Raw genomic sequence first — 12452 nt, forward strand, 5'->3', positions numbered from 1 at the left:
CGACGGCGGTACGGGGGCGGGGCTGTGCCGCGTGGTGCCGGGCAGTCGGTTCGGGGCGGGGGGTGCGTCAGGCGAACTGGCCGGGCTGGTAGTCGCCCGCGGGCTGCTTGATGAGGACGTTCATCCGGTTGAAGGCGTTGATGACGCAGATGAGGCCCACCAGCGCCGCGAGCTGGTCCTCGTCGAAGTGCTTGGCGGCGTTCGCCCACACCTCGTCGGGCACGCCGCCGGCCGCGTCGGCGATCCTGGTGCCCTCCTCGGTCAGCTCCAGGGCGGCGCGCTCGGCGTCGGTGAAGACGGTGGCCTCGCGCCAGGCGGCGACCAGGTGCATCCGCTGCGTGGTCTCGCCCGCCGCCTCGGCGTCCTTGGTGTGCATGTCGGTGCAGAAGCCGCAGCCGTTGATCTGGCTGGCGCGGAGCAGCGCGAGGTCCTGGACCTTCCGCGGCAGCGTCGAGTCGGCGAGCGCCTGCCCCGCGGCGTTGATGTGCTTGGTGAACTTCAGGGCGGTCGGGTTGGTGAAGAAATTCAAGCGCGCTTCCATGACGGGCTCCCTGATCTGCTGCTTCGCTCTGCCGTCGCCGGCCGGTACGCCCCTTTGACGTAACGGACCGGGGCGTTGTGACCGGGCCCGCTGTGACCTGGCTCTCAGCTCTCGGCTCGCGGCTCGCGGCGGCGCCGGCGCGGAGCGCGAAGCGGCGCGGCGCCCCAGAAGGGACGCCGCGCCGGTGCCGGTCCTCCTGGTGGGAGGGTCAGCTTGCGCTGCAGGAGACCGACGGCCAGGTGGTTGAGCCGTTCTTCTGGATGGTCATGCCCCAGTTGTTGCCGCTGCCGTTGGGCTTGGCGACCAGCTGCTGGGCGCTGGGGTAGCTCGCGGAGATGTTCCAGGTCGCCATGACCTTCTCGGGGGAGGGGACGTTGACCGTCACCGTCCAGGAGTTGGACCCGCTGACCGCGACGTTGAGGTTGTAGCGGTCGCTCCAGCTCTGGCCCGCGCTCAGGGTCGCGGTGCAGCTGCCGCCGCCACCACCGGTCGTACCACCGGTCGTACCACCGTTCGTACCGCCGCCGGAAGTGCTGCCACCGGAAGTGCTGCCACCGGAAGTGCTGCCACCGCCGTCGGGGGCCACCGCGCGGCCGGTCTGCGGGGAGATCATGCCGTAGCACAGGCCGCGGCTGGCCAGGCCCTGCGCGATGCGCGGGATCGCGGCCAGCGTGTTGGCGGGCCACTCGTGCATGAGGATGATCTGGCCGTTCTGGAGCCGGGCGTTGGCCGAGACGATCGCGTCCACGCTGGCGCCGTTCCAGTCCTGCGAGTCGATGTCCCAGATGACCTGCGTCAGGCCGTATTTGGACTCGACCGACTGGAGCGTGGAATTGGTCTCGCCGTACGGCGGACGGAAGAGCTTCGGGGTGCCGCCGCCGGCGCTGGAGATGGCCTGCTGGGTCCTGGAGACCTCCGAGTCGATCTGCGACTGGCTCTCCTGGATCAGGTGCGGGTGGGTGTAGCTGTGGTTTCCGACCCACATGCCGGCATTGACCTCGGCCTGCACCTGGGAGGGGTAGGAGGCCGCGTACTGGCCCTCGTTGAAGACGGTGGCCCGCAGCCCGTTCTGCTTGAGCGCGTTGAGCAGGGCGGGGGTGTGGTCGTTGGACGGTCCGTCGTCGAAGGTCAGCCCGACGTAGCCGTTACACGTGGCGGCGTGCGACGGGGTGGCGCCGGTGGTGAAGGTCATGGTGGTCGCGACCGCCAGCGCGGCGACGGCGAAACCGGTGAGCAGGGTGCGCGGCGACAGCTTTCGTGGAGTGCGCATACGGGGTGGATCCTCCTTGGTGGGAGCTGTGGGGGGTGGGGAGGTCAGACACCGGTGCACCTCGGCCTGGTAGCCGCCGTTCCAGCTGCTGGCGGTGGTTCCGCGTCCGCAGGCGTGCCGGATTCCGTGCCGTGGGGGGCTGGAAGTGCTGGGAGCGCTCCCATGTTAGGTACGCCCCTCAGGGGTGGCAATATGCGGAACGCGGGCTCCTCAGCTTGGCCGTTTTCACACCCGGATCAGGGCCCACGCGCCCTCCACAGGCGGGCGGAACGGCGGAAACCGGCCACATAGACCCGCCTGACCTGCACTTTCATCCGACGATCGGTTTCAGCCATCTTCCGGCAATTTTGCGAAACTTTCGGAAATCCACGCGGGGGGAATCGTCCGGCACACGCGAACGGGAATACCCCCTGGGGGTATATGGTTGCGCATACGAGAGCAAGGCGATCCGACGCTCACGAAGGGGACGGAGCCATGGAGCACAGCGGCCACGAGCACAGCGGGCACGACGGGCACGGAGGGCACCGCACCTCCCGCGCCGTCGGCTGGCGCACCGCGGCGCAGGCGACCCTGCACTGCCTGACCGGCTGCGCGATCGGCGAGGTCCTCGGCATGGTCATCGGCACCGCGGCCGGGCTGCACAACGGCCCGACCGTGGCGATCTCCATCGCCCTGGCCTTCGTCTTCGGCTACGCCCTGACGATGCGCGGCGTGCTGCGCGCCCAGGTGCCGCCGCGCCAGGCGCTGAAGATCGCGCTGGCCGCCGACACCGTGTCCATCGCGGTGATGGAGGTCATCGACAACACCGTGATGGTGGGGGTGCCCGGCGCGCTCGACGCGGGCCTGGCCGACGCGCTCTTCTGGGGCTCGCTCGCCTTCTCCCTCGCCGCGGCCTTCGTGATCACCACCCCGGTCAACCGCTGGATGATCGCCCGCGGCAAGGGCCACGCCGTCGTCCACGCCTTCCACTGACGGCCGCGGGGCCCGCGGCGGGTCAGCGGCCGGCGTCGTCCTTCTGCCACGGGCTGACGCCCAGCTTCCCCGTCGTCCCGAGGTCGAGTTCCGGTGTCACCGTCACCGCGTGCGTGCCGGGTTGCGCGACGACCCGGGCGTAGGGGGCGTTGATGTTCGTACCGTCGGTGACGGTGTTGCGCCACATCAGGCCCGACGTCGCGGCCTGCCCCGGCTGGAGGGTGAAGGGGTGCGGCGGGAGGTCGAAGCCGGTGCCGGTGGAGATGCCGCCGCTGCCGTGCAGGACGCGGACGCCGGTGACGGGCTTGTGGTCCAGGTCCTGGAGCTGGATCCGCGGGAAGCCGCTGACGCGGTAGGGGCGGGTCGAGCAGTTCCTCAGGTGGAGGCCCACCACCCGCAGCCCCATGGCCGCGTCGCCCTGGTCGGCCGTGACGAAGACGCCGGAGGGCGGGCAGGTGCCCGACGCGACGGGCACCTCGTCCGCGGGGACACTCCTGACCTTCTCGATCCCCACATGGCCGCCGTCGACACTGCGCAGCACCTCCGCGAAGGCCGCCGTTCCGCGGACGCTTCGGCCCGGCGCGACGTTCACCACCGTCTGGCCGCCGTTCGCCTCCGCGCCGCCCGAGGCGCCGAAGAGCGTGAACTCGACGGTGTAGGTGAGGGGTTCGGTCCCGTGGTTGGTGACCAGGAAGCCCACCTCCGGCAGGTCGGCGGGCATCCGCGTGCCGCAGCCGAGCGCGCCGCCGGTCACCCTGGTGATCTCGACGCCGCCGGACGCGCGGGCGGCGGGGTCGGAGGGAAAACCGCACCGGGCGCCGGAAGTCGGGCCGGTGTCCGCCGGCTGCCCCGCCACCTCCGTCCCGCAGGCCGTCAGGAGCAGGATGCCGGTCAATGCCGCGGCGGCGGCCGGGAGGGAGGTGCGCATCGCACCACCTCACCAGAGCCGCCGCCCGAACCCCTGTGGCGGGGGTCACACTTCCCGTCACAGGGGCGTCACAGCTGCTCACCGCCCTTACGCGGGCCCCACCTCCGGGGTGGTGATCCGCTGGGCGCCGTCCGCACTGTCGGGGCGTGCGCCGGGGTCGAGGCGGATGCGGTCGGTGTGCACCGCGGCGAAGGTGATCACCGTCGGCGTGTCGGACGCGGTCGCCCAGTCGACGGCCTGGTCGCGGGCGGGGACGAAGCGGTCCCCCGCCCCGGGCGGAGACGGTGACCGCGGCGGGCGGCGGGTGGGTGGCCGGGTGTGGGGCTGTGTGCGGGCCCGGAGGCGGCGGCCGCGGTGTGGGCGAGCCCGGGAAGGGCCGGCACCGCGGCTCCCGCGGCTCCGGTGACCAGGAACGACCTGCGATCGACCGGCGCTGCTACCACTCCTCGTCGAGGGCACACGCGGAGCACACGCGACAGGCCTCAGCACCACGCGGGCATCACAATAGATCAGCACCGAACAGAATCCACCAAGCCAGGCGGATTCTTGCAGGCGGCGGCCGGCGGGGGTCAAGAGCCGTGCCGCATTTCCGCGCGCCGGCCCTGCGGGGTCGCGGTCGGCGCGCGGGGCGCGCCCCGCCGTGCTCTGATGGAGGAGAAGTCCGTTCCCAGCTGGATTGGGGAGGTTTGGATGGCCACCTACCGCGTTGCGCAGATGCCCGCCGTCAACGGGTCGTTCGAGATCGTCGAGCGCGAACTCCAGGAACCCGGACCAGGCCACGCGCGTATCGCCGTCGAGGCCTGCGGGGTCTGCCACAGCGACGCCGTGTTCGTCCAGGGCGGCCTCCCTGGTTTGTCCTTCCCGCTGGTCCCGGGGCACGAGATCGCCGGGCGCCTCGACGCGCTGGGCGAGGGCGTCGCGGAACGCGGCTGGCAGGTCGGCGACCGGGTCGTCGTCGGCTGGTTCGGCGGCAGCTGCGGCTACTGCAAGCCCTGCCGGCAGGGCGACTTCATCACGTGCGAGAACCTGAAGGTCCCCGGCGGGGCCTACGAAGGCGGCTACGCCGAGTCCGTCGTCGCCCCCGCGGACGCCCTGGCCCGTGTCCCCGACGACCTCGGACCCGCCGACGCGGGCCCGCTCGGCTGCGCGGGCGTCACCACCTTCAACGGCCTGCGCCGCAGCCCCGCAGAGCCCGGCGACCTGGTCGCGATCCTCGGCGTCGGCGGCCTCGGCCACCTCGGCGTGCAGTATGCCGCCGCGATGGGCTTCGAGACCGTCGCCATCGCCCGCGGCGCCGGCAAGGCCGACCTCGCCAAGCAGCTCGGCGCCCACCACTACATCGACAGCACCGCGGACACCACGGTCGCCGACGCCCTCCAGGCCCTCGGCGGCGCCAAGGTCGTCCTGGCCACGGTCGGCAATTCCGAGGCCATCGCCTCGACCGCCGACGGCCTCGCACGCCGCGGCGAACTGGTCGTCATCGGCGCGAGCGGCGACCCGCTGGGCATCAGCCCCCTGCAACTGATCTTCCCGGCCAGGGTCATCCGCGGCCATCCGTCCGGCACCTCCCAGGACGTCGAGGACACCATGCGCTTCAGCGCGCTGCACGGCGTCCGCCCGATGACCGAGACGGCGCCGCTCGCCGACGCGGACCAGGCCTACCGCAGGATGATGTCCGGCGCCGCGCGCTTCCGCATGGTGCTCACCACCGGCTGACCCGAGGGCGCAGTCGGCGGCACGGGAGCGTGCCGCCGACGGCGCCCGAGCGGTGGCTCGGGACCCCCGGGTGCGGCAAGTGGATGGGCTGGGCTGCGACTTCGCCGTAGAGTCGGACATGTGTGCTGCCGGTCGCCCCGGCGCGCGGTTCCGGGACGGCAAGTCCCCCGGGGGAGGGCAACACCGCATGACTCGTCGCTCCAACAGCGGTCCGATCGGCGTCTGGGCCGAGATGCAGCGTCAGCAGCAGCGGCAGCAGGAGGCGCAGGTCCGGGCGCGGGCCCAGCAGCAGCGGGAGCGGGAGCGGCGACAGCGCGCCCACGAGCGGGACATGGCCCGGCAGACCCGCGAGCAGCAGGCCGCCTACCGGCAGCACCAGGAGGCCGACGCCCTGCGCCGCACCGAGGAGCTGGACGCCCGCGTCGAGGCGCTGAGCCGCCTGCTGGCCACCGGGAGCCGCGCCCCGGCCTTCCGTACGGCCGCGCTGCTGCGCTCCGAGCGGCTCGAACCCTTCGCCCCCGGTGCGCTCGCCCGGCCCGTGCCGATGCCCGACCCGCAGCGCTACCAGGCGCCGGCGCAGGGCGGTTGGGGCCGGGCGGCCCGGCGGGCGCAGGAGGAGGCGCAGGCGCACTACGCCCGCGACCTGGCCGCCGCACAGGCCGCCGAGGCGCAGCGGCAGCAGCAACTGGCCGCCTACCGGCAGCAGTACGACCAGTGGGCGGCGGCCCGGCTCGCCGAGATCCGCCGGCACAACACCGGGGTCGGGCAGCTGGCGGCCGCCCTGCGCACCGGGGACCGGGAGGCGGTCGCGCAGTACTCCTCCGCCGCCCTCTACTCCTCCACCGCGTGGCCCGAGGACATGCCGCGCCAGGTGGACGCCGCCTACGACCCGGGCGCGCGGCAACTGGTGCTGAACTGGGAGCTGCCCGGTTACGCCGTCGTCCCCGAGGTGAAGTCGGTGCGCTACATGCCGACCGCCGACCGTTTCAAGGAGACGGCCCGCCCCGTCACGCAGCGCCGGGCGCTCTACCGCGACCTGCTCGCCCAGTGCGTGCTGCTGGCGCTGCGCGACGTCTTCGCGGCGGACGAGTCCGGCGCCCTGGAGTCGGTCGCGCTGAACGGCTTCGTGGACGACCACGACCCCGCGACCGGCCGCGAGGCCCGTATCTTCCTGGCCGCCGTGACCGCCACCCGCAGCGCCTTCGACGCGCTCGACCTGGCGCGGCTGAGCGCGGTGGACTGCCTGGTCGACGGCTTCGGCGGCCGGCTCTCCGCCCGCCCCGAGAGCTGCGCCGCCGTACGCCCGGTCCGGCTCCCCGAGGACGTGGGCGCCGGAGCCGTGTCCGAGGCCGCCGCGCCGCAGGTCCCCGCCGCCCGGGAATCCGCCGCCCTGGATTCCGCGGACGGCGACGAGCCCAACCTCTACGCCATGGACCCGCTGGAATTCGAGCTGCTGGTCGCCGAGCTCTTCCGCGCCATGGGCATGGAGGCGGTCACCACCCAGCGCTCGGGCGACGGCGGGGTCGACGTGGACGCGGTCGACCCGACCCCGATACGCGGCGGCACGATCGTCGTGCAGGTCAAGCGCTACCGCCACACCGTCCAGCCCACCGCGGTCCGCGACCTCTACGGCACCGTCCAGCACACCGGCGCCAACAAGGGCGTCCTGGTCACGACCTCCCGCTTCGGCCCCGGCTCGCAGGCCTTCGCCCGCGGCAAGCCGCTGGAGCTGGTCTCCGGCGAGCAGCTGGTCGAGCTGCTGCACCAGCACGGCCTGCGCGGCCGCCTCGGCCCCACCGAGCGGCCGCCGGTGCCCGCGGCCCCGCCGACGCCCGACCACAACGTGCTGGGCGTGTCCTGGTCCGGCACGGTCGTCCTCGACGTCTGCGCCCTGGTCTGCCAGGGCGGCAACATCCTGAGCGACGACCACTTCGTCTTCTACAACAACCCCCGCACCCCCGACGGCACCGTCACCGCGATCCCGCCGACCGCCCCCGACAAGGCGGCCCTGCGGGTGGCCTTCGACGCCCTCCCCGACCGGGCCGACCGCCTCGTGCTGGCCACCGCGATCGACCCCACCGTCAATCCGGACGCCGACCTGTCCGGCTTCACCCGCGCGGGCATCCGGCTGCTCGACGGTTCGGCGGCCGAGCTGGGCCGGCTGGAGGTCTCCGACGGCCGCCCGGGTGAGACGGCCCTGGTCCTCGGCTCCTTCCGCCGCCGCGCGGGCGGTGACTGGGACTTCGTGGCCGGCGGCAAGGGCTACCCGGGCGGCCTGGAGGCCCTCATCCGCGACTACGGCGTCGACGTCGCCTGAGTCCGTACGGACTCAGGCCGGCGCGATGTTCTGGTTCGCGTGGAAGAAGTTGCCGGGGTCGTAGGTCCGCTTGACGTCCGCGAGCCGGTCGTAGTGCTCGCGGTAGGTGGCCTTCACGCGGCCCTGGCTCTCGTCGGTGCCCATGAAGTTGACGTAGCCGCCGCCCATCGACTGCGGGTGCAGCGCCTCCCAGTAGTCGACGCACCACTGCCTGATCGCCCCGGCGTTGGCCGGGTCGGGGTCGATGCCGGCGACGATGCCCGACCACACGGCGTCCCGGTAGGCCCACGCCGTGGCCGCCGGGTCCACCTGGTGGGCGGCGCCGTCGACCGGGTACATGTGCATGGTCGACAGGCCGGCCGGCATCCGCTCCGCGAAGGCGGCGTGCACCTCGACGGCGTCGTCCGTGACGCGGTCGAAGAAGTCCCCGCGCCAATACCACTGGAGCCCCGGCGGAAGCAGGCCGTCGAACATCGACTGCACAGCCGGGTAGGGCATCGGGGCCGTGAAGTGGAAGTCCGGCGGCGCGGGCTCGTCCACCACCGCGAGCGCCATCTCGGCGGCGGCCGGGTCCCCGGTCAGGCACCACACGACGCCGCACATCTTCCGGCCGTGGATCTCCTCGGGGAAGGGCGGGGCCGGCGGGACGGTCAGCTCCGCGAAGAAGCCGTTCAGGTCGTCCGGCGCCTGCGGCAGGAACTCGCGGTACCAGCGCAGCACGTCGCGGATGCGGTCCAGGCTCCACAGGGTGATCCCGAGGACGACGGTGTCCACGGGGTGCAGCCCGAAGGTGAAGGACGTGACGACGCCGAAATTCCCGCCGCCGCCGCGCAGCGCCCAGAAGAGGTCCGGGTGGTCCCGCTCGTTCGCGGTGACGAAGCCGCCGTCGGCGAGCACGACGTCGGCGGACAGCAGGCTGTCCACCGTCAGGCCGTACTTGCGGGTCAGGTGACCGTGGCCGCCGCCGAGGGTCAGGCCCGACACTCCGGTCGTCGACACGATCCCGGCCGGCACCCCGAGGCCGAAGGCGTGCGCCGCGTGGTCGAGGTCGCCGATCAGGCTGCCGCCCGCGACCTCGGCGGTCCGCGCCACCGGGTCGACGCGCACGCCCCGCATCGGCGACAGGTCCACGGTGACCGCGTCGTCCACCAGGCACAGGCCGGGGCCGCTGTGCGCGCCGCCGCGGACCGCGATCTCCAGCCCCTGGTCGCGGACCGCGGTGACCGCGTCCCGCACGTCGCCCGCGTCCCTGCACCGCACGAGGGCGGCCGGCCGGCGGTCGATCATCGCGTTGTAGGCCTGCCGGGCCTCGTCGTACGCGGCGTCCTCGGCGGTGATGACCGGGCCGCGCAGCGCGGTCCTTATCCCCTGCAGCGTCGCGGCGTCCATGACGGTCTCCTTGCCGGGGCGCGGTGGGGCCCTGCTTTCCCCGCGGGGCGGCCGGTGCGGCGGCACCCCTCGCGGGCCGCACGGCAACCGGAGCGGGGCTGCTCCTCCCTTCAAGCCTCTCGCCGTACCGCCCCGCCCGCATCCCCAGCGGCCGCCCGCGCCCCCCGGAAACGGACGAGGGCCCCCAGGTCGCCTGGGGGCCCTCGGTCCGCGGCTGCGGCAGCGGGGTCACCGACCCCCGTAGCCGCCGCCGGGCTCAAGGTCCCCGATCACGCCGATCCTGATGCCGAGCCAGGGGTAGATCCGGTCGAAGAAGGCGTTGTCCTGCGGCTGGAGGCCGACCGCGGACGGCCACATCTGGAAGGCGGGCGCGTTGGAGATGCCGCCGTGCAGGCGGCGCCAGACGCGGGCCGAGGACTGGCCGGCCGGCGGCGGGGCGATCGTGTCGGTCCACTCGACCGCGTTGCCGCCCTGGTCGAGGGTGCCCCAGGGCGAGGTGGTGCGCGCCTGGCCGACGGTGGACAGGCTGCCCTGGTAGATCCGCCCGTAGGTGGCCGGGTCCAGCCCGAGCGGGTTGACCGTCGAGCAGTCCGCGGGCGGCACCTCGGCCGGGCACCAGGTCGGGGCGGGCAGGTCCGAGGCGTGGTAGGAGGCCAGCGGCTGGGTCGCGGCGTTCGTGACGTCGCCGGTGGCCGGGTCGAGCACGGTCGGCGCCGGGGCGGTCGCGTCGCCGTCGCCGAAGGTGCCGGGGTTGGTCGGGTACTTCCAGTACGAGTACGTGCCGCCGCCGTTCGGATCGTAGTAGGCGGCCTTGATCCACTCGTCCTGGCTCGGCAGGACGAAGCCGGTGCTCCGCGTGCGGGTCGCGTCGGGGCGGGCGAGGTCGTACATCCCGCGCTCGGTCGAGGCCGACAGCCGTACGGTGTAGGCGACCTGGTCGAAGCCGCCGGCGGTGGTCGTCCGCTTGGAGAGCAGCCGGCCGTTGTAGAGGGAGTTGGCGAAGCGCGCCGCCCGCAGGAAGTTCGCGAAGCCGTACGGCTTGTCCGTCCACTCGGGATGGGCCACCGCGTAGTGGTGGCCGCGCGCGGCGCCGGCGTCGAGGTCGATCTGGCCGTATCTCGGCCAGGCCGTCCCGCTCTCCGTCTCGTCGTAGAGGTCGCGGCGGTCGGCGCCGGTCGGGTCGGCGGTGTTCAGGAACGCCACCCACTGCCCGACGGTGACTTCGAGCCGCCCGATCTCGTACGGCTTCGCGACACCCCCGACCGTCAGGCAGCCGGAGCCGGCGGGCGCTTCCGCGCACGTACGGTAGACGGCGTCGGTGAACGGGACGACGCCCACCGCCGGATTGCCGGGGTCGCCGACCCCGACCGTGGTGACGGTGACGACGGAGCCGGCCGCCGGCTCCGCCGCGGGCGCCGCGGCGACCCGGCCCGCGCCGGTCAGCGCCGACACGGCGAGCAGGGCGGCGACGGCGGCCGCGGCTTTGGCGGACCCGCGCCGGACGGATCCCGCCGACCCGCGCCGACCGGATACCGGCTGAACGGTTTTCACGTGCATCGTCCACTTCCTCTGTCGAGCCGGATGGGGCGGTCAGCGGCGGTGCCGGCCTGCGGCCCGCTGCTGGAGCAGGCCGAGACCCGCAGCGCGGGCCGCGCGCCGGCCGCGATCGTGCCCGACAGGCTGATCCGGGTCCCGTCCGGCGACGCCGACACCTCGATGTCGGTGGTCCCGCCCGCGGCGACCGTCCGCACGGTCGACGTGACCCGGTAGGGCGCGACCTGCGGGCGCCAGCCGAGCTTCGCGGGCTGCCCGGGGGCGGTCGGGGTGGTCAGCAGGTCGATGACGTTGTCGTTGACGACCAGCGGCGTCGGCGTCGGGTCGAGCCCGGAGAAGGAGGTGAACAGCCGCTGGTCGACGGCCAGGTCGCCGTTCACCCGGGTGATGCCGGAGCCGCGTACCTGGCGCGCGATCCGGTCGATCCCGGCGAGCGGGTCCTCCGGGGTGAGCGTCGCCCCGGGCACGTCGTCGGCGTAGGTGTGGTCGATCGGCGTGTACGACACCGTCCCGTCGGGCGCGGTCCTGCCGCCCATGGTGAGGTCGCCCTGCCCGACCAGCACGAGATTCCCGTTCAGCACCGACCCGTCGCGGCGGCCGACCGCCTGCACGGGCGTGGTGAACCGGTGGTCGCTGCCGAGCGTGTGCCAGGCGCCCGACACGGTGACCAGCTTGGCCGTCGAGCCGGGGATGAAGAACTGGTCGGGATACCGGGAGGAGACGACCCGTCCCTTGTCGTCGAGCTCCAGCCACCCCCACGGGGCGTGCTGGTAGGCCGGCTTGGACATGATCGCGGTGATGCCGGGTCCGAGGCCGCCGCCTTGCGGAGCCACCGGTGCTGCGGCCCCCGTGGTCAGCCCCGCGGCGACGGCGGCCGCGACGGCGCCGCCCCAGCCACGCCGGCGGCTGCGGCCGGTCTGCTGCCTCTGCTGCTTCTGGTCGTGCTGTTTGCGGAACACGGCCGCACATATACCGCGCAGCCGCGGCCGCGCTCCCGGCCCGAGCGCCGTTTCACCCGCCCGGCGGCTTCGGCGCCCGCGCACGCCGTGCCGCCGGGCCAGAACCGGTCGGTACGCCCCCCGGGCCGGGCGCGTCCCGGGTGGGCGGCTCGGCCTGGGCGGGCGCCGGCTCAGGCGCGGAGGTCGAAGCCGGGGTCCGCCGCGGTGGGCGCGGTCTCCTGCGGCTCGGTCGCGGCGGCGGCCCCCTGGGAGGGGGCGTCGAGGGCCGGGTCATCGGCGGTCGCCGCGGGATCGGCGACGCAGGTCGGGCCCGGGGCGAGCAGGCCGGACGCCCACCCTCCGTTGATGGACTCCTGGCCGATCATCGGGTGGTTCTGGTGCTGTCCCAGGGCGCAGTAGTACGCCACCGCGGGGCTGATCGGGGCCGCGTAGGCCTGTCCTGCCAGGCCGCCGCCGAGGCCGACCACCGCCGCCGTCGCCGCCGTCAGCGCCGCCAGGCGCCCGCGCATGCTGCTGTCCATTACGACCGCTCCCGTCCGTGAACCATTCATGACTACCGCGAGCAACGCTCAGATGATCGCGGTGACGGGGGGCAACCGTCCGTCCCGACACGGCGGCTTCCCGCGAGAGCACCCGATGGCGGTACGCCGGGCGACACTCGCGCACAACACTTTCGAACGATCCAGACCGTCGGGACGATGGGGACCATGGGGACCATCCGGCCCGTACGCGCCATCAGAACCGTGCATACCAACCGAACCAGGCGAACCATCAGAACCAGGCGAAAAAGCGTGCCGCCTACATCT

Annotated in this window: 10 protein-coding genes; 3 read left to right on the plus strand and 7 right to left on the minus strand. The window is 73.6% G+C overall.

Annotated elements, in window-relative coordinates:
- Positions 1 to 67: 67 nt before the first annotated feature.
- Together OG900_19190 and OG900_19195 are read right to left on the minus strand one after the other, a co-directional pair.
- Positions 68 to 541: a carboxymuconolactone decarboxylase family protein gene (locus OG900_19190; protein ID WUH92027.1), complete on the minus strand. Its 474-nt coding sequence runs from the start codon at positions 539 to 541 to the stop codon at positions 68 to 70.
- A gap of 208 nt (positions 542 to 749) precedes the next feature.
- Entirely contained in the window at positions 750 to 1811 is a 1062-nt protein-coding gene (locus tag OG900_19195) for a polysaccharide deacetylase family protein (protein WUH92028.1), read from the minus strand.
- A 474-nt stretch (positions 1812 to 2285) separates the two neighbouring features.
- Between OG900_19195 and OG900_19200 the strand changes: the two genes are divergently transcribed.
- Positions 2286 to 2783 (plus strand): DUF4396 domain-containing protein, encoded by a 498-nt coding sequence (locus tag OG900_19200; GenBank protein WUH92029.1) that lies wholly within the window; start codon positions 2286 to 2288, stop codon positions 2781 to 2783.
- A gap of 22 nt (positions 2784 to 2805) precedes the next feature.
- On the opposite strand, the gene OG900_19205 is transcribed toward OG900_19200, so the two are convergent.
- A complete protein-coding gene (locus tag OG900_19205) occupies positions 2806 to 3711 on the minus strand; it encodes a DUF4232 domain-containing protein (GenBank protein ID WUH92030.1) in 906 nt (301 codons plus the stop codon).
- A 690-nt stretch (positions 3712 to 4401) separates the two neighbouring features.
- On the opposite strand from OG900_19205, the gene OG900_19210 reads away from it, so the two are divergent.
- Together OG900_19210 and OG900_19215 are read left to right on the plus strand one after the other, a co-directional pair.
- Positions 4402 to 5427, plus strand: coding sequence for an alcohol dehydrogenase (locus OG900_19210; GenBank protein WUH92031.1), 1026 nt, complete (start codon positions 4402 to 4404; stop codon positions 5425 to 5427).
- Between the two features lie 187 nt (positions 5428 to 5614).
- The gene (locus OG900_19215) at positions 5615 to 7744 is read left to right on the plus strand and encodes a restriction endonuclease (protein ID WUH92032.1); all 2130 of its coding nucleotides are present in this window, start codon (positions 5615 to 5617) and stop codon (positions 7742 to 7744) included.
- Positions 7745 to 7756: 12 nt separating this feature from the next.
- Here OG900_19215 and OG900_19220 read toward each other — a convergent pair whose 3' ends face one another.
- From OG900_19220 to OG900_19235, 4 genes are all read right to left on the minus strand, one after another.
- A complete protein-coding gene (locus OG900_19220; protein WUH92033.1) occupies positions 7757 to 9133 on the minus strand; it encodes an FAD-binding oxidoreductase in 1377 nt (458 codons plus the stop codon).
- Between the two features lie 228 nt (positions 9134 to 9361).
- Entirely contained in the window at positions 9362 to 10690 is a 1329-nt protein-coding gene (locus tag OG900_19225) for a hypothetical protein (GenBank protein WUH92034.1), read from the minus strand.
- On the minus strand, positions 10681 to 11646 hold the full coding sequence (locus OG900_19230) for a D-alanyl-D-alanine carboxypeptidase (protein ID WUH92035.1): 966 nt from the start codon (positions 11644 to 11646) through the stop codon (positions 10681 to 10683). The genes OG900_19225 and OG900_19230 overlap by 10 nt, the downstream gene beginning before the upstream one ends.
- Before the next feature lie 170 nt (positions 11647 to 11816).
- Positions 11817 to 12167 carry a hypothetical protein gene (locus OG900_19235; protein WUH92036.1) on the minus strand — a complete coding sequence of 117 codons (351 nt, stop codon included), beginning with the start codon at positions 12165 to 12167 and terminating at the stop codon, positions 11817 to 11819.
- Between the last annotated feature and the right edge of the window lie 285 nt (positions 12168 to 12452).

Source organism: Streptomyces sp. NBC_00433 (assembly GCA_036015235.1).
Classification (GTDB): Bacteria; Actinomycetota; Actinomycetes; order Streptomycetales; family Streptomycetaceae; genus Actinacidiphila.